This window comes from Paenibacillus sp. FSL R7-0302 (genome assembly GCF_038006885.1).
Taxonomy (GTDB): Bacteria; Bacillota; Bacilli; order Paenibacillales; family Paenibacillaceae; genus Paenibacillus_AQ.
The window spans coordinates 3,594,957-3,616,051 of sequence record NZ_JBBOWB010000001.1; the positions used below are offsets into that span (position 1 = coordinate 3,594,957).

24 protein-coding genes are annotated in these 21,095 nt (G+C 54.0%); 3 read left to right on the forward strand and 21 right to left on the reverse strand.

Annotation, left to right across the window (positions count from 1 at the left end; translation table 11 throughout):
• Positions 1–37: 37 nt before the first annotated feature.
• Entirely contained in the window at positions 38–436 is a 399-nt protein-coding gene (locus MKY96_RS15800; RefSeq protein ID WP_340941537.1) for a MerR family transcriptional regulator, read from the forward strand.
• Positions 437–526: 90 nt separating this feature from the next.
• Here the strand turns inward: MKY96_RS15800 and MKY96_RS15805 are convergent, their stop codons facing one another.
• From MKY96_RS15805 to MKY96_RS15830, 6 genes are all read right to left on the reverse strand, one after another.
• Positions 527–1,300, reverse strand: a complete 774-nt coding sequence (locus tag MKY96_RS15805) for a cupin domain-containing protein (protein ID WP_340941539.1) — start codon at positions 1,298–1,300, stop codon at positions 527–529.
• Between the two features lie 523 nt (positions 1,301–1,823).
• Entirely contained in the window at positions 1,824–2,375 is a 552-nt protein-coding gene (locus tag MKY96_RS15810) for a YfiT family bacillithiol transferase (protein ID WP_340941541.1), read from the reverse strand.
• Between the two features lie 45 nt (positions 2,376–2,420).
• Complete coding sequence (locus tag MKY96_RS15815; RefSeq protein ID WP_340941542.1) at positions 2,421–4,046, reverse strand: glycoside hydrolase family 9 protein; 1,626 nt, start codon at positions 4,044–4,046, stop codon at positions 2,421–2,423.
• Between the two features lie 59 nt (positions 4,047–4,105).
• Positions 4,106–4,846, reverse strand: a complete 741-nt coding sequence (locus MKY96_RS15820; protein WP_340944585.1) for a GTP pyrophosphokinase — start codon at positions 4,844–4,846, stop codon at positions 4,106–4,108.
• 209 nt (positions 4,847–5,055) lie between these two features.
• Positions 5,056–6,090, reverse strand: coding sequence for an HD-GYP domain-containing protein (locus tag MKY96_RS15825; RefSeq protein ID WP_340941545.1), 1,035 nt, complete (start codon positions 6,088–6,090; stop codon positions 5,056–5,058).
• Between the two features lie 252 nt (positions 6,091–6,342).
• Positions 6,343–6,801, reverse strand: a complete 459-nt coding sequence (locus MKY96_RS15830; protein WP_340941546.1) for a hypothetical protein — start codon at positions 6,799–6,801, stop codon at positions 6,343–6,345.
• An 82-nt stretch (positions 6,802–6,883) separates the two neighbouring features.
• On the opposite strand from MKY96_RS15830, the gene MKY96_RS15835 reads away from it, so the two are divergent.
• Positions 6,884–7,183 (forward strand): Dabb family protein, encoded by a 300-nt coding sequence (locus MKY96_RS15835; protein WP_340941549.1) that lies wholly within the window; start codon positions 6,884–6,886, stop codon positions 7,181–7,183.
• Here MKY96_RS15835 and lepB read toward each other — a convergent pair.
• The 9 genes from lepB to MKY96_RS15880 form a co-directional block, all read right to left on the reverse strand.
• Positions 7,180–7,677: a signal peptidase I gene (gene lepB / locus MKY96_RS15840; protein WP_340941550.1), complete on the reverse strand. Its 498-nt coding sequence runs from the start codon at positions 7,675–7,677 to the stop codon at positions 7,180–7,182. The genes MKY96_RS15835 and lepB overlap by 4 nt on opposite strands.
• 25 nt (positions 7,678–7,702) lie before the next feature.
• Complete coding sequence (locus MKY96_RS15845; RefSeq protein WP_340941551.1) at positions 7,703–8,104, reverse strand: DUF4265 domain-containing protein; 402 nt, start codon at positions 8,102–8,104, stop codon at positions 7,703–7,705.
• 61 nt (positions 8,105–8,165) lie between these two features.
• Positions 8,166–9,038: an SDR family oxidoreductase gene (locus MKY96_RS15850; protein WP_340941552.1), complete on the reverse strand. Its 873-nt coding sequence runs from the start codon at positions 9,036–9,038 to the stop codon at positions 8,166–8,168.
• Positions 9,039–9,085: 47 nt separating this feature from the next.
• On the reverse strand, positions 9,086–10,231 hold the full coding sequence (locus tag MKY96_RS15855; RefSeq protein WP_340941554.1) for a GNAT family N-acetyltransferase: 1,146 nt from the start codon (positions 10,229–10,231) through the stop codon (positions 9,086–9,088).
• The gene (locus tag MKY96_RS15860; RefSeq protein WP_340941556.1) at positions 10,228–11,544 is read right to left on the reverse strand and encodes a F390 synthetase-related protein; all 1,317 of its coding nucleotides are present in this window, start codon (positions 11,542–11,544) and stop codon (positions 10,228–10,230) included. Before MKY96_RS15860 ends, MKY96_RS15855 begins: the two co-directional genes overlap by 4 nt.
• The gene (locus tag MKY96_RS15865) at positions 11,541–12,395 is read right to left on the reverse strand and encodes an MBL fold metallo-hydrolase (RefSeq protein WP_340941558.1); all 855 of its coding nucleotides are present in this window, start codon (positions 12,393–12,395) and stop codon (positions 11,541–11,543) included. The genes MKY96_RS15860 and MKY96_RS15865 overlap by 4 nt, the downstream gene beginning before the upstream one ends.
• On the reverse strand, positions 12,392–13,384 hold the full coding sequence (locus MKY96_RS15870; protein ID WP_340941560.1) for an NAD-dependent epimerase/dehydratase family protein: 993 nt from the start codon (positions 13,382–13,384) through the stop codon (positions 12,392–12,394). Before MKY96_RS15870 ends, MKY96_RS15865 begins: the two co-directional genes overlap by 4 nt.
• On the reverse strand, positions 13,381–14,598 hold the full coding sequence (locus MKY96_RS15875; RefSeq protein ID WP_340941562.1) for an ATP-grasp domain-containing protein: 1,218 nt from the start codon (positions 14,596–14,598) through the stop codon (positions 13,381–13,383). The genes MKY96_RS15870 and MKY96_RS15875 overlap by 4 nt, the downstream gene beginning before the upstream one ends.
• Positions 14,588–15,589 carry a beta-ketoacyl-ACP synthase III gene (locus MKY96_RS15880; RefSeq protein WP_340941563.1) on the reverse strand — a complete coding sequence of 334 codons (1,002 nt, stop codon included), beginning with the start codon at positions 15,587–15,589 and terminating at the stop codon, positions 14,588–14,590. Before MKY96_RS15880 ends, MKY96_RS15875 begins: the two co-directional genes overlap by 11 nt.
• Positions 15,590–15,905: 316 nt before the next feature.
• On the opposite strand from MKY96_RS15880, the gene MKY96_RS15885 reads away from it, so the two are divergent.
• Positions 15,906–16,712, forward strand: a complete 807-nt coding sequence (locus tag MKY96_RS15885; RefSeq protein ID WP_340941565.1) for a hypothetical protein — start codon at positions 15,906–15,908, stop codon at positions 16,710–16,712.
• Positions 16,713–16,735: 23 nt separating this feature from the next.
• Here MKY96_RS15885 and MKY96_RS15890 read toward each other — a convergent pair whose 3' ends face one another.
• From MKY96_RS15890 to MKY96_RS15915, 6 genes are all read right to left on the reverse strand, one after another.
• A complete protein-coding gene (locus MKY96_RS15890) occupies positions 16,736–17,527 on the reverse strand; it encodes a lipid II flippase Amj family protein (protein ID WP_036729737.1) in 792 nt (263 codons plus the stop codon).
• Positions 17,528–17,647: 120 nt separating this feature from the next.
• Positions 17,648–18,037 (reverse strand): ribosomal maturation YjgA family protein, encoded by a 390-nt coding sequence (locus MKY96_RS15895; protein WP_340941567.1) that lies wholly within the window; start codon positions 18,035–18,037, stop codon positions 17,648–17,650.
• Positions 18,038–18,054: 17 nt separating this feature from the next.
• Positions 18,055–18,531 (reverse strand): NUDIX domain-containing protein, encoded by a 477-nt coding sequence (locus MKY96_RS15900; protein WP_340941568.1) that lies wholly within the window; start codon positions 18,529–18,531, stop codon positions 18,055–18,057.
• Positions 18,532–19,062: 531 nt separating this feature from the next.
• Positions 19,063–19,650, reverse strand: a complete 588-nt coding sequence (locus tag MKY96_RS15905) for a putative ABC transporter permease (protein WP_340941569.1) — start codon at positions 19,648–19,650, stop codon at positions 19,063–19,065.
• A gap of 198 nt (positions 19,651–19,848) precedes the next feature.
• Entirely contained in the window at positions 19,849–20,022 is a 174-nt protein-coding gene (locus tag MKY96_RS15910; protein WP_340754305.1) for a hypothetical protein, read from the reverse strand.
• Positions 20,023–20,170: 148 nt separating this feature from the next.
• Positions 20,171–21,073, reverse strand: coding sequence for an ArsR/SmtB family transcription factor (locus tag MKY96_RS15915; protein ID WP_340941570.1), 903 nt, complete (start codon positions 21,071–21,073; stop codon positions 20,171–20,173).
• Between the last annotated feature and the right edge of the window lie 22 nt (positions 21,074–21,095).

Genomic DNA, 21,095 nt, shown 5'->3' on the forward strand with positions numbered 1-21,095 from the left:
TAGGTAGATAGTTATGAAATACAGGAGGGATTTCCAGATGAAGGGAATGACCCGTGGTGAGCTGGCGCGGCAGGCGGGGCTGAGTGCAGCCACCATCCGTTACTATGAGGACAGCGGCATCCTGCCCGCCCCGGAGCGGACCGCGAAGGGATACCGGATCTACTCTGCAGATGTTCTGGTGAAGCTGAAGTTCATCAAGGATGCCCAGTCTCTGGGATATTCACTGAAAGAAATTCAGGCGGCGCTCGCCCTGCTCGGCTCGAAGATGGATGAAGACACCTTGAAGGAACTCGTCCGCGATAAAATCACCGAAATCGACGAAAAGGTTGCCGCCCTGCATGCTATTCAAAGCATGCTGGCAGGTCTGCTTGAAACCCCGCAGGAGGATATTCAGAATTATCTGCGTTCCTTCCAGGTTCGAGATCAGAATCATTGAAGACAAGCTTTCTCTTCTTGGTTGCAAAAGAACGGCAGCGTCATTCTGCATTCACAGAATACGCTGCCGTTTGTGCTGTATGGATTTCTGTTATTCGGTTCCAGCCTCATGTACAGCTTGCGGAGGAGCCTGAACGTATTGCTGCTGGCGGTAGGGCTGGGCATACGGCTGAGCATAATAACCGTGTACCGCCATCGGCTGGTATCCGAAGGATTGCGGAGCCTGCTGCTGATGCATGTAAGACGGCATGTTCGCATTAGCCATCATCGGCGCCATATTGGCGGGAGCAATGTGGGTCCCCTTCATATTCTCGGCCGCGGCCTTCACAGGGGGACAGCAATCTGCAGGCGGACCAATGAAGATCTGAGGCTTCACCGGAGCGAGTGCTTCCTTAACCAGCGCTTCATTCAAGCAGTAGGTATGCGCGAGCACATTGGCGGGGGTTAGGCTCAGAAGATCCGATCCAAGGATGACTTCCGGAGTAGGAGCATCGAAGATCGCCAGCAGATGGGTGCAATCCACCGTGGCCACTTCATAATGCCACCAGCCCTGCGGCACATTGGCCACCTGGCCCGGGGTGATCGGGAAATGCAGCAGCTCATTCGTGAACGGGTTAATCAGCGACACCACAGCCGCGCCTGAGATACAATACACCAGCTCAGCGGCATTTTGATGATAATGCGGCTCGACCACATTGGATCTGCTGAGATAAATATCAAGCAGCGAGGTATTCTCCAGGGTGTTCAGATTTTTGATGCCCAGTACGTTGATGTAATTGCAATCATCCTTCTTGAATAAGGTGTTGCCATTCATATCAAATGTAAACTGTGTATTGGGCGACGTATAGTCCATATAAGAGGTCACACATATCCGTCCTTTCCTCGGGGCCGTTTTTATCGTTCTGGTTATAGGATATGTATCCGCACCTGCCCAGGTGACGATAAATAGCACCGCCGTACAGTAAAATTGCACTTCAGCGAAATTGAATAGCTGGATACGTGATTAGACAATGGATTGGGCGGACGGGCTGGGCCGGATGGAGCTGCAACCATAAAAGGAGCAACATCTCACATGCTCCGCAGCCGCCCTATGCTAATGTATGCGGTTTTCCACATACATTTTGCCCGAAGTCCACCTTCCGCCTGAATGTATGCTGTTTTCCACATACATTCTGACCGTAGGCCCGCTTCCGCTCGAATGTATGCTGTTTTCCACATACATTTTGCCCGGGAGCCTCTTATCCGCCCGAATGTATGCTGTTTTCCACATACATTCCAGACTCCTCGTTCACTCGTCGGGCCTCCCCCCCTTTTCCGGTCCCGGACAAAATAAACAGACGGCGGGTAAACACCCTCTCCGTCTGTTCATAGTAAAACAAAGTTATCACTTACCAGCCGCTTCGCTGGACCAATGCTGTAATCTGGGCGATGTGATGGCGGCTGTGCCAAATGTACCTCTCCACTGCGGTATCCAGCGTCATCTCACCGAGACCGCCGCTTAGGAAGGTCCGGTCATAGTCCACAGGCTTCAAGGAATCCAGCAAAGTGGCGAATCTACGGTTTAGCAGTCCGATGAGCTGGAGTGAGGATTCCACCGGCTCGCCGGTATAATCGCTTTGTTCCGCCCACAGATCCTGTCTGTAGCTTGGAACCTGCGGTGTTTCCTCCGTTAGCCCCCGCTTGAAGCGGAGGTATGCATACATGCCGGTATCGGCAAGATGATGCACGACCTGAATCACAGTCCAGCCTCCCGGCCGGTAAGGCGTGTGCTGCTGTTCAACCGTCAGCGGCTCAACTGCTGCCCGTAACTCCCCTGCCAACTGCTTAAAGACCGCAATCGATTCTTCCCGCACTTCTGCTGTCCGGTTCCCCTTAGCGGCGAATCTTCCAATCGGGTATTTTAACAACTCCAGCTCCTGCTCTTCCACATTGTCGTTCATTTCGCTCACAGCTCCTTTGTTATTGTTCTGCGTCTCCTTATCTGATCAGCAATTGAACCTCGCCGTCACGAACAATGCCGGTGAATTCCAGTAGATTGTTACCTCGTTCGTGGAATAACTGTCCTCGTGATCCGCGTAACACTGGGCTGCGGGTTTGCGCCGCAAATGCTTCTTCACATATTCATCATGCAGTCCCCGATCCGGCCCGCCAACCACCAGGCCCGGAACCGGATCAAGCACATGATCGCCCACAGAAGGGCGGTGATGGGGATGCATGACCGCATGTTCGCCGAACCCGCTCACATAGCTGATTCCCAGCACATTGCGGCCCAGCAGGTAATGCAGATGATCCAGAGCACAAGCAGCATACTCCTGTTCCCCGCTGAAATGTTCCGCTGCCAGCAGCAGCATGGCATGGTTCATGACCAGCATATTGCTGCCCCAGATATAATCTTCCTCCAGCAGCGAGATTCTGTAGCCGTCGTCACGGCTCTGCCGCAGCAGGCGGTCTGCTTCTGCCAGCAAACCCTCCCTTAGCTCCGCATAGAGAGATGGCTCAGTATCCGATTCCCCTAAGAGCAGGTAAGCCAGTGTGCCATAGCCGCCCATATCCCCCCAGCCGAAGCTGTTTTTGGGGAACGGCAGCTTGGCAAGCTCAAGAGCAGCACTGTGGAATTGTTCATCTCCTGTCGTGCGGAATAGCTCCGCCGCTGCCCAGAAGCGCTCATCGCTGTCTACCTTATCGCCATATTCCCCTGTGGTAATCCCTCGCGGATTGGTGAAGCCCGGCACCTGCGGATGTGCGGTCAGCCAGCTCCAGGCAGCCCGCGCAGCTTCCAGACACCGCACCGCATAGGCCTCATCGAACGGCTTGTAGATCCGTGCCGCCATAGCCATCACACCGGCGAAGTCCCCGGTAGCAGCCGCAGAGACCGGCGAGAAATACAGCTCCCCAGTATCCTCCTCCGGCATCACATCAAGGCCGGGGAAATGCGCTGTGGTCAGCTTGTGGTAGACCCCGCCGCTGCCGGTCTCCTGCATTTTGAATAGCCAGTCCAGCTCCACGGTGCATTCCAGCAGGACATCCGGCAGGCTGCCGTCACTCTCCGGTAGTGTATGTACACCGGCAAACGCCGCAGGATACAGCTCCCAGGCCAGAAGAAGATCCGCTACGGCCTTCGCTCCAGGCCCGGAGTATTTTCCGTAATCTCCCGCATCGTGCCACCCTCCGCTGCTGTCCAGTCTCAGACCGGGCTGGCCGATGACCGTACCTTCTGCCAGATGGCAGGCCTTATGCCCCCAGGCTCCCGCATACTCTCCGTCAAGCTCCTCGCCGCAGCGGTAGTAATAGAAGGCCTTCAGTAATCCCCTCTGCAGCTCCTGATAAGGCTGGTCTGCAATGACAAAAGCAGCCGACTCCTCACCCTCGTCCCCCTCGATCCGGTACTCACCGGGTGAGGTAAGCGCCGAGAAATCTCCGCTGCGCACACGGCAGCCGCTGGGCTCATCCTCAATATAAGCCCCGGTCTGCCCGGTGAATACCGCATTCCCGGTTGCTGTGTCAATTACATGGAAACGGGAAGTATCCCCGGTGAACAGGGCAAGCTTCTCTCCTCCGCTTGAATAACCTGCCTGGTTCACTGCAATGGTACGAAGACGCTTGTCACTCATCCTGTAATCGCTCCCTTGTTGGCTCCTGTATGTATATGTCTTTCTTGTCGAACCATCCTCTATTCCTTCAACAGCTTAACAAAGTTATCCGGCAGACTGAGCTGTTGATTGTTAAGAATCATATCCCGCAACTCGGAGAATGGATCTTCGTCCTCCTGCGAATCCTTGATTTCTTTAATTTCACGGTGCAGCCGCTCCATCTGCAGATCGAGCTCGTACGCCTTGTCAGCCGCATTCTTAAGTTCACGGGTCAGATGCTCAGGAACCGCCTGGCTGTATTTATAGAAGATTTTATGCTCCAGACTGGCCCAGAAATCCATAGCAATCGTGCGGATCTGTACCTCAACACAGACATGCTCCTGACAGTCCGACATGAATACGGGAACCTCGATAAGCAGATGCAGACTCTGATAACCGTTGGGCTTCGGGTTTTTAATATAATCCTTCACCTCAAGCACCTTGAGATCGTCCTGCTTCTGTAGCATAGCGCTAACCTGATAAATATCCGAAATGAACGAACAGGTAATCCGCAGTCCGGCGATGTCCTTGATACTGGATCTGATCTGCGGGAGGGACAGCTCACTGTTCTTGCGCAGCATTTTCTTCATAATGCTCTCCGGGGATTTGATCCGGGATTTGGTGTGCTCAATGGGGCTATAGTCGTGAAGCAGCTGGAATTCCTCTTTGAGGATATCTATCTTGGTCTCCATCTCGGCAAGAGCGAACTTGTAAATCATCATAAAGCGGGTAAGCTCATATTTGAGCTGCTTCAATTTCTCTAACTGGTTGTCGGTATGCATCTTCATTTCTCCTTTATCAACTCTTCCATCTCTCATTAATCATAGCCAATCTATGGCGTGAATACAAACCTTCCTCCGGTCACCGGGACCCTCAGGTCTGTCCTCCTTTCTTCTCTCTGCACATGAAAAAAAGCCAAACTGTCCAAAAAGACAGTCTGGCCGTTCATTTAGAAGCGGGCGCTGTTGACAGTGCCTCTTCATCCGGTTCTTCAGTTAACCACTTCATCAATGGACAGGCTCCGCTCACGCGACAAATCCCGGAAGCCCTCGCCTACTTTGACCAGCGGCTTAAAGAGGTCCAGCGGGTTATTCATGACGATCATGCCCACTTCGCCGTTGCTGAGCTGTACATTCTTACCCACGAAGCTCGGCAGTAAATGTCCGGTCAATGCCTGCACCACCGTCTCGTTCAGCTTGCCGAAGCCCATCTCATGCACCTTACGCAGCACCGTAACCAGCCCCTGCTTGGGACGGTTTGCAGTAGAAGTGGTGAGCGACATATAGATGTTGGCTACCGAAACAATCTGGGCGTACGGATGAATCTCTTTTTTGAGCAGCTGATTGGGATAGCCTGAGCCATCCTCGTACTCATGATGCTGGAGAGCTACCAGCGCGGTAACCTCATCCATCTGGGAGCCGCGGATCAGATCATAACCATAGAAGGTGTGGCGTGCCAGCTCCTCCTGCTCGGAATCCGTCAGCAGACCCTGCTTGTTCAGGATCGACAGCGGCACCTGGCTTTTGCCGATATCATGCAGATAGCCCGCACGGCTGATCTGGTAGCGCTCCTCCTTGGAGTAACCCATCCACGCAGCAATATAATAGGATAATAAGCCCACCTGTAATGAGTGGTGATATGTATCGATGTCATCCCGGTCCAGCAGGAGCAGCAGGGAGACAACATCCTTTTGCCCTTCCAACGTCTCCAGAAGCGGCTTCAGCGTATCATCGACTGCAGACTGCGAGAAGCTGCCCTTCGTCAAGGCTTCCAGAAAAATCGCTTCATAATTCAAAATAGCGAGATCAAAATCGTCGTGCAGCCCGTGGCTGGGCGCAGATTCGGCATCCGTATGCAGCCCGCTGCGCGGCTCGATATCGACATAATCAATTTTGTGCCGGATCAGGATACTAATCTCTTCCCGCTCAACACGTGTCCCCTTGGGGAGAACATGCAGACCTACACCATTGAAAGTGTCTGCCATTAGACAATCACCGTGCTTCAGATCCGTGACATGTACTTTCAAGTACCAGCACCCCTTTTGTATTAAATATAAGAACTTACAGGTTTCACACGGTAACTTATCCTTCTATTTCTCGCTGAAACGTGCCGTCCTTGAAAGGACGGCCAAGCTGTTTCCGCTTGATTAGGAATATTCCGTTATGCTCCACTTGATCATAGTCAACAGACGGTAAAGTAACAATCCGGTCAAAGTCACAAACTCCCCGTAATCTAGTGCTATAGAATCCCTGTCTTTAGACGCCTTTCCATATTCTGTTCAGAGCCATCTGACAAATCTCTTGTATTTTATCCTAATTTCGTTCTCTTCTGCCCAGTACATTAGTCTCTTCCTCACCGCTGCCGTGTCTTCTGTGAACCTGAAGCAGAGATTAACCGGGACAATCCGTTTGCCTGCAGGCAATATTCCTACTATCGGACCATCTATGTAAATGGCCTTAATCCCTTGCGCGGAGATGCGCTCTTTGCGAATAATAAGCGAATCTGTCCCCCACTGAAGCTGACCTTCCTTACGCAACGCGTTGATGAGAATGAAGAGGCAGGCCGCGATGCTGAGTCCAACCCATACCTGTATGATGTAGTTTAAATAGAAATGTCTATCCGGGTCGGGGTTAGGGGGCAGTCTCAGAATAATAATGGGAATTAGCACACCTATCAAGACTCTAACAGGGTTAGGCGCTTTGATCCGGTCGGTTACGGCTAGGAAATCTCCAGTCAACGCATTCAACCTCCATCTCGTCCAATTTGTAGTATAATCTCTAATGCAGTCCAACACTTTGTCCAAGGGGGATCCATCCATTATGTATGAGCATCTCGTTGTCTTCCGCTTCAATGAGCAATTCGATAACAGCCAGGAGCAAGACCTGTTACAAGCACTGCTGGCGCTGAAAAAGCAAATCCCCGGCATCATTGACCTTACGGCAGGCATCAATGTGACCGAGGAGCAGGAGAATGTCCACGGCTATACGCTGGGGCTCCGCGTGACCTTTGAGAATCAGGAAGCCCTGCGTGAGTACGGACCGCATCCAGCCCATCAGAAGTTCGTGTCTATGCTCGAGGGAATCCTGGAGAATGTTGTGGTGGTCGACTACCCGATTTAGAACAACTGGTTCACATCGAACAGCACCTTGCCGATCAGCGCATCCTTGTCTACGAACGGAGTCTCCCATAAGTGAGCGTCATAGCTGACGTTACGGTTGTCGCCCAAGAAAAAATAATGGTCTGCGGGAACGGTGACCGGCCCGAAGGTATAGGTCATCTTTTCCTGCAGGTAAGGCTCATCGACCGCCTCATGGTTACGGTACAGAGTGCCATCCTTGATCTCAATCACATCGCCCGGCAGGCCGATCAGCCGTTTTACATATCTTTTATGCGCATCTTCCGCAACCGGCGGATGGAACACCACGATATCGCCATGCTTCAGCGAGGTATTCCAGAGCATTTTGTCCACTACAAGCCGGTCATTAACTGCTATAGTCGGAATCATCGAGCCTGTAGGCACACGCATTGCTTCTGCTACGTAGGTACGAATAAATAAGGATAGAATAATGCCAATGGCAATACTCGGCACCCACTGCTTCAAGAATTTCTTCAACTTCCTTCACCTCAGCTTCGTATATTTAGCCTTCAAAATGCTCTATAATCCGAGACATTTCCAGCTCCGCATCCACTAGAGAGTGCTTAGGCAGATAAATCACCAGCAGTCCGCCGAAGATCTGCTCCCATCTGCCCCCATGCTCTGTAACCCGCTCCGTAAAGCTGCGGATCTCGCCGGAAGCCGCCGCCTCTTTGCTGAGCAGCCAGGCATACCGGACAAGTCCGGACTTTTTCACCGTCTCAACGTAATAAGCGATCCCCTCACGCTCATTCACTCTGATAATGTCGCCAAGCGCAATCCCCGGGTTAAAAATCGGCGTCTCCTCAATCCTGTACGTGTCCTTATCGATCCGGGTCACATCCAGCACCTCAATCTCCCGGCCTTGCTCATCAAAGCATATATGTAATCCAACTGTTCCCGGCAAAAGCAACCCTCCTGTTCCATTCTTGCCTGTGATACCGGCACAATACCGGACAGCAATGCACTCACTTCATCGCCCGCAGTGACCTCGAAATGATGCCCTCCAGCACCTTCCAGGGAAGCAGGGCCTTGCCGATCATCAGCACCCGCGAGCCCCGGCCAACAGGATAGCGCAGCTTCGGCGCACGCTTGGCAGTGATCCGTCCAATCAGGTCAGCCACCTCCTGCGGATCAGGAGCCGTCTCGGACGCCCGCCGGGAGTACCGCAGCACCTCTTCAAGCCTGGTGTGATACGGGGAGCCTTCACTTCTGTGCATTCCCGTAATCCCTTTGTCCCAGATGGGGGTACGGAAGGAGCCCGGCTCAACCAGTACAACGCGGACGCCAAAAGAGAGCATCTCCTGGCGCAGACTCTCGCTGAACCCTTCCACCGCAAACTTGGAGGCGGCATACGGACCATAGCCCGGGAATCCGCTCAGGCCGCTGACACTGCTCACGTTAATGATCAGGCCGCTGCGCTGGACCCGCATGTGAGGAAGCACCGCCTTCGTTACTGCAACCAGTCCGAAAAAATTGGTCTCCAGCTGCCGCCGCCATTCCTCCATGCTGACCTCCTCCACGAATCCGCCTACAGCGAAGCCGGCGTTGTTCACCAGCACATCCATTCTGCCGGCGAGCTCAAGACTAGCCTCAACGGCAGACGCAATCGAAGCTTCGTCCGTCACATCCAGTGCCAGCAGATGAATGCGCTCCCGTACCCCCGCCTGTTCAGCCTGCTGAACAAGCTCCTTGCTGCGGCCGAGATCCCGCATCGTGGCAATGACCCGGTACCCTCTGCGGGCCAGCGTAACTGCGGTCAGCAGCCCGAAGCCGCTGGAGGTCCCGGTAATCAGCGCAACCGGCTCATGCCCATGGGACAGGCCTAAATTAGTGTTCATGGGGCACCTCCTTTTATTTTTCTCAAGCTAACAGGTTATGAATCCGCCTACAGCTTCAGCCTCTGAATAAGCGGCATGCCGATCCGCCGGAGCAGCAGCTCCAGGATGGACCAGCCGCAGCGGTTGAGCAGTGAGGTGCCCCGGTCATACACCGCCGAATATTCGGTCGCTCCGGCCGCTCCCCGGTTGCGCTTGAACTGGCCGACGCCGGAGCTCTCGTGCAGTAATAGTTCTCTGCTGCCTGCAAGCCCGATCAGAACGGCGGACAGCATACGGTACAGTCCTAAGGACTGAGGCAGACTTGTGTCATAACCGAATAATGGCGCCGTCATCGCGCCCTCCCGCTCATAGAAGCCAAGCACCGCATCCAGCCTTCCCTCCTTGCGCAGACCATAGATCTGCAAGGTCCGCCGTTCCAGCGCCAGAGCAATATAGGCTTCGGTGAACTGCGGATTATAGGCCGAATATTTATCGATATACAGCAGTCTGTACAGCTCCACGATCCGGGGAATGTCTTCCTGTGTGATCTCCTCCGGGCCAACCTCAGTATAGCCGTGCTTTGCCAGCAGCTTCCTGTCGCGCTTGACCAGCCATCTGGCCTTGGAATCAGAGGTATTCGGGTGCAACAGGTAGATCTGCCGGCTTGGAACGAGCTTGCAGCCATCCCCCTCCAATGTGGCAATGAGTTCTCCCGAGGTCTCCCGGCTAAGCGAACGATACATTAAGGTATAACCCGGATAAGTCTGCCTAAGGTAATCGAGGATCGCCGTCAGCTGTTCTGCACTTAAGGCAGGATACAGATTGGTGGACAGCAGCCAGTTATTCACCTGAACCACCCGGTTGAACCGTGCTTGCCGCAGCATCCAGCCCATTCCTGAGAGCATTAGCGACAGAAGTCGCTCAAGCATCCGGTTATTAAGCAGAGCTAACTCCTCACGCGCATAGCTAACATAGTGGGTATAGGGTGAGCATACATACGAATTGTCATAGTCTGCTTCGTTGACGGTAATCGGAACCGGCAGTCCATCGATGGTCAACACCTTAACAGTTGTACTCACATTATCGATAAAAGGTTGCGCACCCCGCTCCAGCAGCGGTGTAAGATACTCCCGGGCATACCGCCCATACTCCGAATCCGGCCAATCCAGCCCACCGACAGAATCGCGGTCATATAGCGTCACTCTGTTCTTCACAGCTTCCACCTCCTCTCCACCCGGCGCAGCTTCACAGCTCCCGGTACGAAGCTGTAAGCGGTAAAAGTCAGGTGTGGAGGGCGACAGGACAGCCTCGTGAACAAGCGCGTCAGTTCCGCTGTAATCTGCTGCTCCGTGCCTTGATCGGTGCCGCTACGTGTACGATAGGAGACTTCCAGCTCAGTCAGGCTGTGCTGGATAACCCTGTAATGCTCAATGTCTGCGGAAGCCGCCAGCACAGCCCGGGTAACGAAATCAGGGAATAGAGTGACCTCCGTGCTATCTGCCGCATGGGGCAGATACAGAATATCATCGCAGCGTCCTTCGATCCGCTCAATGGCCGTGAACAGTGAACCGCATGGACAAGGCTCCGCCGCTTCGGTCAGAATATCATTCAGCCGGTAGCGGACGATAGGCTGCACACTTCTGGAGAAATCGGTCACGATGGGCACGAACCGGCGTGAATGTTCATCCAGTATTTCTTTTTCGATATGTACAATATCTTCGTTGAGATGCAATGTTCCGTAACTACAGGTAGCTCCGAGGAAGCCCTCGGTACACTGATAAGCCTGATGGACCTTCTGCCCGAAGGTCTGCTCAATCTGCTGCCGGTCGAGCGGGTCCAGCACTTCCGCAACCGCAATGATCCGGCGGGGATGCAGATTCATCTCACCCGATTGCTGTGCCCCGGCCAGCAGACGCAGCATGGACGGCGGTGCGATCCAGATATCCGGCTGGTATTCCATCATACGGGCCAAGAGCTGCGGTAGCGGCTCTAGCAGATCGAAATACCGGAACTGCAGCCGTCCCTGCTTCACAGATTCATACAAATTACTATTTGCCCGCAGAAAAAATGCAATGCTCGCCCGCTTCCATAGTCCACCCGGCAAAAGCTTTGCCAGCACCGTACCGGTCCAGGCGGCCTGCTCTTCTTCGCCAACGAGAAAAATCCCCCGGTTGCCGGAGGTACCCGAGGATAACCCGACGGTGACGCCTTGCAGCGTAGGCTTGAAGTTCCTGCTGTTCTCCGCTTCATAGGCTTCTGCAAAAGCCTGCTCCTTCGTAATGCCCGCTGTATTGAGCTGATCGAAATTCCCCATCATCTCCGGCTTCCCGATCACCGGGAAACTCCGCCATTCCTTGGACGGAATACCTGCCCACAGCTCCCTGTAGAATTCCGAGCGCTGCCTCACCTTCTCTACATGAAGCCGGATACGCTTCTCCTGCCACTGCTCGAGTGCTGCCCGGTTCTTCCAGCGTCTGCCCCACTTGGTAAGAATATAATGGGTGATCACCAGTCTGATGCGCTTCATGTCACACTTCCCGTTCCCCAGTGCGCAAGCGCCTCGCGGCAATGGCTGGGCACAATCCGAAGCTTAGGAAATTGTTCATGCAGCTGGCGCAGCCGCTCGAAATTGCGGTGGTATTCTGTGCGGCTGGACATGATCAAGCCTGCTGCCGGGTGCGGCTTGCGGTTCTCCCGGAACGCCCGGCTCGACCAGACTGTATCTGCGCAGAGCAGATAATCATGCTCGCCGGTGGAGACGAATACGCCGATCATCCCGGCGGCATGGCCTGACAGCTCAACCGCCAGCAGGCTGCCGTCTCCAAGCAGATCATAGGCTTCTGTGAACGGGAAGCCTGGCGGCAGCGCACGCTTCGCCGAGGCTTCATCCACAGGGATGGAGCGGAGCTTGAAATCCTCCGGCAGCAGCCCGGGCAGAAATCCCGCCTTCGTCGCCCGCACCGGACCCAGCCCGCTTACGGCATCGTAAGATTTCTGCAGATAAATATACTGCGCCTGCGGGAAATCCCGTACCCCGCCGATATGGTCGGCATGAAAATGCGACAGTACCACATACCGCACCTCCTCCGGCGAGATCCCGCCTGCCTGCAGCCGCCGCGCAGCACTCTCTTCCTCCCTATAGACAACCGGAGTGATCTTGCGGTATAGAGAGGCTGGCAGACTTGCTGTCTCCTCGAAGAAACGCGCACTGTAGCCCGTATCGAACAGGATGGGTCCGTATTGCGGATGCCGGATCAGGGCATAGCCCGCCGGGAAGGCAACCGGCTTCAGTGTGCCTCCACGCAGCGTCAGACGCTCGGGATGCAGGCAATAGCCCGCAGACAGTATAGATAATCCAACTGGAATTTCTGTAATCATTGCTGTTCCCTCCACCACTCTGCGAAGGCACGAAGTCCCTCGTCTGTTGTTATACGCGGTTGATAACCCAGCTGCTCGCGGGCCAGTGTAATATCCAGTGTCTGGGAGATGCCGAGTGCGGCTGCAGAATAACGGGTCAGCAGCGGCTCACCCGGGATAGGCAGCACCTTGTAGATCCCCTCCATTAGGGCCGCTGCGGTATAAGCTACCGGGTAGGGCAATCGCCGGGTGTGCAGCGGCAGCCCGAGCAGTGAGAATAGCCGGGTGACCAGCTCCTCGAACCTTAACGGCTCACCATTGGTAATATTGTAGACACTGCCGGAAGCAGAGAGCGGGGCTTCACAGCAGAGCAGCATGGCATCGACTATATTCTCTACGCAGGTGAGATCAAGCTTGGCCAGTCCGCCATTCATCAGCGGCACCCCCTTGCTCTCATTCGCTGCCAGCAGCCGGGGGAACAAGGCATTATCCATCGGGCCGAATATGGCTCTGGGCCGGAGCATGAAGGCTGTAAGCCCTTCTCTCGCTGCCTGCCGGACGATCTGCTCGGCAATCAGCTTCGTTGAGGCATAAGCATTGGCCGGCCGCCCGGGAAGCGGATCACTCTCCCGGATGCCGAAGCGGGGCCGCTGGCTGGAATACACACTGGGCGTGGAGATATGAACCAGCCTTCCTGCGCCATGACGTTTGCACCCTTCTACGATATGGCTTGTAGCCTCCACATTGCAAGTATAGAACTCCTTGTACTTCCCCCAGGGTGACGACAATGCTGCACAATGGAACACCACATCCATTCCCCGGCAAAAGCTATAGGCAGTCTCCGGGTCACGCAGATCCCCGGCCAGGAACACTGCACCTTCCTGCTCCAGCTGCTTCCCCAGCTCCGGGTTGCGTCCCTGCGCGTAGACCTCCCAGCCCATCCGGGCCAGCCGCCGGGCGGTATGCCGTCCAAGAAATCCGGTTGCACCTGTTACCAGCGCTTTGGTCATGCTTCACCATTCCATTCTATATCTTCAGTTAACGCCTCTGTGATCGAGATGCGGTGCTGCCTGGCTGTCTTCCAGGCGGCGTATACTATGCGGAACTGCTCGCGCGCAGGGCGGCGGTCATCCTTGCGGTAGACCACATCTGCTGCTCCAAGCAGCGCTTGCCGCCAGCTACGGAAGCCCCCGGGTCCCGGTTTCAGCCCGCAGCCCAGCATGGGCAGCGTCAGCATGGCTGTGCGGGCTGAACGCGGGACAATGACTGTTCCGCTCTGCATGAGCGGTCCGGGATTGAGCAGCGCCTCCGTCAGCCCTTCCTCCGGCGTGAACAGATGAATACCGCTTGTAGCGCGCGGATTGCATTCAATCGGATACAGCATCCCGTTCTCCCGTTCGATGAAATCGAATCCGATCTGGCCGCTGAAGCCGGTTGCTGCGGCGAACCGCTGTACCCATTCCAGAGCCGCAGGATGCTCCAGCGGTTCAAAATACACACTGGCCCCGCTACGCCCCGTCCTGTACCTGCTGTCGTACGCTGCATGCGCCACAACTGTGCCGTCATGAACAATGCTGTACGTACAAACAGCTCTGCCTTGAAGGTACTCCTGGGACACCCAGGGAGCCCCGGCCGATAGTCCGGCTGGAGGCTCTGCTTCCCCTAGAGCAAGACTATGCGGATTAGTTGAAGCGGATCTTTTACCCGGAAGAATGACTTTAGAGGCAAAGCGGGAGTACGCAGGCTTATAGACCCGCTGCTCCCCCCTCTCCGCTGCCTGCTTCACGGCTCTCCGCCATTCTTCTGCACTGCTGATCAGCACCGTGTCCGGGACCTTGAAGCCGAGCGAACGGAGCAGGACCATGAACTCCCCTTTATGGTGCAGCCCGGCCAGAATACTTCGTTCTGACGTAAGTACGCGGCACCCCGTCAGATGCTCAAGACCGGCAGAGACATAGAAGATCTCCTCGCAGGTGGGAATCAGGCAGTGAATGCCCAGTTCTTCCGTTAACGCAGCCAGCCGCTGGACATATGCCTGCGGGTGATGCCTTGGGGCAGGCACCCGGAAGCTGGCCTCAACGGCAGAGGATACCCGGCACAGATGATACTCAGCACTTTCCGCCACGTATACCCGGTGGCCCGCAGCCTTGAACAGCCTTGCCAGCTCCAGTGCTACCGGGGCGCGTCCGCCGGTAATCAGAATACGCCGGGCCTCAGTACTCAATAATCATGCCTCCCAGAGACAGCCCTGCCGCTGTGCCGATCAGCATGATCCGCTCTCCGCGCGATATCCGGCCTTGACGGATCGCTTCATGCAGCCCCATCGGGATGGACGCTGCAATCGTATTGCCATGGCCAGCGGTATTGTCGAGGAAGCGGTCCTCGGCAATACCGAGCTTTTTACGCAGGAGACGCATCGCCATTGCACTGCCCTGATGGGGAATAACCAGCGAGAAGTCGTCCATCTTATTGCCTGTGGCGCTCAGCATGTCTGCAATGAAATCCGGAAGCAGCTTGGACGCTTTGCGGAATATAGCCTGGCCATCCATATGGAACAGATAAGGCAGCGCATCCTCAGCTGTATAATTCTGGGGATGCAGTCTGGTCCCGCCCCCGGCAATCTCCGAATAACGCGCACCGCTGCTGTAGGTTTTGAGCGAAGCGTGGAGTATCCGCGAGGAATCACCGGTCTCCGCAGGGCCGATCACCACCGCTGCCGCTCCGTCACCGAACAAGGCCGAGCTCTCCTTATCCTGCCAGTTCAGCCCCACAGATGCAATCTCAGTGGCCACCAGCAGCACATTCTTATATCTGCCCGCCTCCACCATGTAGGACATTACATCAAGCCCCACCAGAAAGCTGAGACAAGTCGCATCGATATCAAAAGCCGGCACACCGGAATCCGCCTGCCCCATGGTCTGCTGAATGAACACGGCGGTACTCGGCAGCGGCTGCTCCTTGGTTCCGCTCGTACACACCAGACAATCGACCTCACTGAAGCTGAGGCCTGCATCGGCGAGGGCCGCTTCAGCAGCTCTTGCGCCCATGAAGGAGGCGGTTTCATCTGTATTGGCATAATGGCGGGTGCCGACGCCGGTGATTTTGTTCACCCAGCCCGGTGTTGTGCCAAGGATCTGATCAAGCTCTGCATCACTGACTACACGCTCCGGCAAATATTTGCCTGTTCCTTTTATTTTCACATGTCTAAGCTGCATAATGCATCTCCCATTCCTGTGAGTACCAAGATGTCGAACTTTATATATTATTGTAAACTACAGATATATTCTACTAGATTTTCCGGCAGAGTCATATACAAAAAGAAGATAAATATCCCATTTCACGAACTGGCGTTCTTAAGAATGCTTGACTGCCGCAGGTTCACAGGGTTATAGTAGATGCACAATAGCACACGTTAAGCGGGAGAAGCACCTCGCAGGACAGGCAGTTCATGCCTTTCTTGGAGGTGCTTCTTTGTGTCTATTGCCAAATGAACAATCAGAGGAGCTGAACGCAATGTTTAAATTCATGGACTTGACGAATTGGAGAGGTATGGGAGTTGTTACACCTTTCTCGGGAAGAGCTGTAAGAAGGCTGTTTGTGCTGGTGATACTGCTGTCACTTTGTACATATCCCTTGTCCGGTGTCTCTGCCGATTCCGGGTGGGATGCTGCGCTGGACGAGATTCATAATCTGTATACAGACTATACGGGTCTTCAGGCATCGCTGAAGTCTGACCTCCAGCGGAATCAGGAATTGCGCAAGCAGAATAACGCTGCACTTGCCGCAGTGAACAAGCAGCTTCAAGCCACTAATGCTGCCCAGCTCGCCAAGCTTAAGGCTGCCTCGGAGGCGGTGCAGAAGAAGCATGCTCCGCTCCTGGACCAGTATACTACTCTCAGCAAACAGATCACCGCTGCCCGCAAGGCAAGCAATCTGAAGAGTGCCACTGTGCTTGAGCTGAAGCGCAATAAGCTTAAGGCTGCCGCTGCCGCAGCACGGGCTGAAGTGAAGAAGGCCGCCTCAGCCTTGGCAGAAGCCAAAGCGTTAACTGCCGCGAAGAACAAGCCGGCTAAGGATGCCCTTGCCCCCGTCACCCTGCTCAAGAAGCAGATTGCCGCCCAGAACAAGCTATTCTCAGCCGCACAATCAGAGAGAACCGAGGCCGACAAGCGCTACAAAGCCGCTGTCCAGGCGGGGGACGCCACCCAGGCTGCGGCTGCAATGAAGCTGTCATATAACCGGATGAAGGAGATCCGTACTATGGCCGGACAATTGTACAGCTGGGAGCAACAGATCAGCACGGCGCTCCGTGCCGCAGAGCTGAAGCTGCCGAAGTAGCCGAAGCAGCATAGTCATGAGGGTCAGAGCAGCTTCACCAGCCAGGTGATGATGAAGGCTCCCGGTACCAGCAGGGCTTGGCCCAGCAGTGATCCCAGGAAGCGCGAGCCCATCAGGAGTACATAGATCTTCCCGAGCTGGTCACGGTATTCCGCATTCTCGGTTGCCTTGTGCGTAATGATTCCCAGCTGCGGATCGATGAACACCGTCAGCAGGATCGTTGCTATCCCGTTAATCAGGCCCGATGCCTGGGAAGCAGTGGTGCTGAACGCCGGCAACAGCTTGGCCGCATACATCGAGGATAACACGCCTACCGTGTAGAAGGCCGTCACGAAGACATTCATCACGATGAAGCGCTTGGGAATTCCAAGATAACGGAAGCTGCTCAGCCTGACCTTCGGTCTGCGGATATATTTGCGCGTATTCTTGAGCTGGCTGACCGTTACACTTGTCAGCAGCTTAGGGATAGATCCTTCGATCTCCAGCTTGGAGATCACTCTTGCGAACAGTCCTACGAAGGTTGGAAACAACGCAATCGCGATCAATGTCCCCAGTGAAGAAGCCAGCATAATAATCCGCAGATAGTTGAGCAGTGGGAAGCTGTCGTCAGCTTTGGCATAATCTACGAACTTCGCCGTTAAGGGACCTTGTACCATATTTGCGGTTCTGGAGACCAGCACGATAATTCCGGTCAGGGATAAGGCGATAGCGATCTTGTTCAGCTTCACTCCGGCAAACCGCACCGAATACGACAATGTCTCCGCTGTATGAATAATCAGAGTCAACAGGCATACCACTAATAAGCTGTTCGTCATTTACGGTTACTCATCTCCAAATCAGGCAGCATTCGGCAGAGGACCGGCATTCTTGTTCCAGATTATTACAGACCGGATCGCCTCACTTAATATATATTCTTCTTCCTATATAATCCAGAATCAATTTTGTAAGATTTGGTCCACCGTCCAGCAGAACAGAATTCCGGCTGTATAACGGACCAGATCAATCCACAGGAAGCCGTGGCCGAGAATCAAGCTGCCAATGGTTGTGGCACGCACATGCAGAATCCACTCTGCCTGGTAGAGCTGGCTGAACTCAATTCCGAAGCTGAAGCACAGGCTAAGGACAAGCGACATCCATAGCGGATGCCGGATCAGCAGCACCCGGGAGGCAAGGTAGATCATTCCTGCCCAGATCGCATCCCCAAAGTGTTCGCTGACAAAGTGCGGCAGCGAGTTCCCGTATGCCCTGGTCCCAAGACCCAGCAGGGTGGCTAGCAGTACTGCGCCGCAGTAGATCATTCTGGATTGTAAATTCAAAATCCTCAATCGAAACTACTCCTTCATCAATCAAATACAATCTTCCGCGGCGCAGATGTATCCCGCACGAACAGCTTCGGGGGATAAGGGATCGTTAGCCCGGGCAGTTCATCTTCCTTGAAGAATCTCAGCTCCTCCGCTTCTCCGTCCAGGCTCCTGAGCTGGCCTTTAACAATGACGCATTCAAATACAATAACCGTGTACTCTACCTGATCCCCATTGCTATATTCATATCTGAATTTCTCACCGCCGAATACGCCGATAATCTGTTCAGGCGTAACCATTAAGCCGGTCTCTTCGAACACCTCTCTGCGCAGCGCCCTGGACGGGGTCTCTCCAGGTTCAACCGCTCCGGCCGGCAGGCCCCATAAGGTCTCATCCTTTTTGCGGATCAGCAGAATCCGATCCTGTTCATCCCTTACTACAGCTGCTACGGACGGCATCATTAACAGCCCGTTGCCCGCCTTGCCCCGTAGTTCCCGGTAATACTCAGACATTGACATGAAGCTTCCTCCTGACTTGATTTCAATTCGTCCCTATATCCTTCTTAATTCCAGCCTATAGCTCATCCTTGCGGAAAGAAACCGGATGAACCACGAAGTCATCCGGCTGATTCTCACAATCCGTCAGCTCAAATCTATGTATCATTTCTGTAATTCTGTCCAAATCCAGCTGATCAAAATGCGTAATCAAGTCCCGCTGGTCCCTGACCAAAGGGACTGGTTTGTTGACTTCCCGTATCAGCAATAGTGAGATTAATGCAATAAGTAGCGTTTCAAGCAATATAATAGACAGGCTGTATTTGCTGAAAAGGTTGTTCATGTGCCCTCCCGCTCCACGGTTAATGAATAAACCGGGTTAGCAGTATATTTGACATGGTTGTATGATATTCCTTGTCTGACGCACAATTGTGATGCAAGCGAATAAAACTGTTACGAAACAAAAAGCCATGCAACCCAAAAATACCTCCAGACATACGCCGGAGATATCTTTGGGTACTTTTGTTTTTTGTATTCACATTCGTCACTAATTCCTTAGCCTTCGCCAAGCTCTGGCGGCTCCAACAGATGATCCAGCAGTTGCAGCCCGCGGCGGCGGGTGCGGAAGGTCCACAGCAGATCCACCGTGAATACGAGCAGGGCGATGGGCAGTACAGGCATCCATACCCGCTCCATATGCAAATACAGGAAGTGTACCAGCGGTTGCAAGCCGAAGATGCAAGCCACTGACAGTCCCCACCAATACAACGAGAATTTCAGGCAGATATGCCCTTGCAGCTGAAATGGCATCCCTGAATAATCCCACCATTGTCTGCGAAAGATCCCCTTAAGCAGCCAGCCGCTGACAAACTCAACCGCCGAAGGGACAATCAGCGCAAGCAGCAGGAATAACAGAAAGGGAAGCCTAATTTCATGTGCCGCCAGCAGCAGCAGCGGGGCGAAGCCATACATGGGCTTAAATGGCCCTTTGAGGAAGCCTTCTTTCCGAAAGGTCCCCGTACTGTAGAGGTTATAGATGCCTTCAAGGACCCACCCCAGAAACGAGTATACAGTGAAATAGAACAGATAGGGACTTGCTGCAGCCACTACACTGTAACTATGCTGTAAAAGTAACGGTGTCATCGTATTTATCCCCGCCTCCGGTCCCAATTATTTTCCAATTGGAGCTAGTATGTCTCCAAGAACGGGACATTATGACGGGAATATCTGGCGTATCTGCGCATAGCTGACCCTGTTGATTCCTATGCCAGAAAAAAAGACTGCACCATGAGGAACAGTCTGCTACGTGCATTTGTCTTATACCCTATTGCCCTATTTACCTTAATTCTTCGGGAGCGGATCGGGATGAGCGGTTTCGGCCGGTTTGGCTTCCCAATCATCGGCTTCAGGTTCAATATCCACACCATTCTCCATCTTTTTGCGTTCTGCGAGTGAATCCCCGTCTTTATTCTCCTTGTTGCGGATGTCTGCTTCATTATGGGATTGATCCGACATGTGAATTCCTCCTTGTATGCAAGTTGTGCGCGATTTGGATTACTTAGTTATAGTTACCCGCAGACCCCTTTTGCAAACATCCCGTCTGAACAAAGCTCCTTTCTCCTTGTCTTATCCATTCACTTGCCAATCGGCGAACAGGTCCCTCTTATTCATAATAGACACGAAACACAATGTCCTGCTCGTAATTCCCGAAGCCGCGCCCGAATAACGTTAAGCCGCCCCGCCTTCGGGTCGTGTCTTCTGCCGTGAACCTGAAGCTCCACTGGTCCTGCTGCCAGCCCACCTGATCGATGGTAACTGCCGATATCTGCTGCCCGTCTATGTAAGTGCCTCCCGCATTAATCCGCAGCACCTTCAGCAGCCCGTACTGGTTCACATCCGATTGCCACCAGGCTGGAGTCAGCCGGCCTCTCATCACGCCGAAGTCACCGGGGCTGGTCCATTTGCCAAGCGAAATGCCATTCATCATAAAAGAGATATCCGATGGCCACTTCTCGTTCACACTCGGTGCCTCCGAGCCGATCTCCATGGAAATCTCAATCTCCTGCACCGTCTGATCCATGAACAGATAATTCGGAACCTTATATTCCACGTATCCTTTGGCGAACCAGAGAATGCCGGCATCCACCCGCTGCGGGTCCAGGAAATAACGCGGGTCGTCATAATACCCGATCAGCTTCTCGGTTGTGGCAATGCCGCAGGTCGGTGAAGCTTCAAGATCGGTGTAATGGCCCACAGGGACAGAGACCTCCACTACCTTGCGGGCGATGCCTTTGGCCCCGGATAATTTAATCTGCAAGAAATTCGCGGAAAGTGAGCAGAATTTATAAGTCCCCCCGTCGATCCGCTTCATCTGGGAGCTGACGATGCCGGCCTTCTGCAGCTTGGCTACATGCGAGCTGACAATGGCACTGCTGAGATACAGCCTGGCTGCAATCTCCTTAATATGCATCTCCTCGCTGCTAAGCAGATCGATGATCCGCAGCCTCACTTCACTGGCAAGTGCTTCATAGACCTTCAACGATTCTGAATCTGTGGTTAAATACATCGGTGGCCCTCCGCGCTCTTTG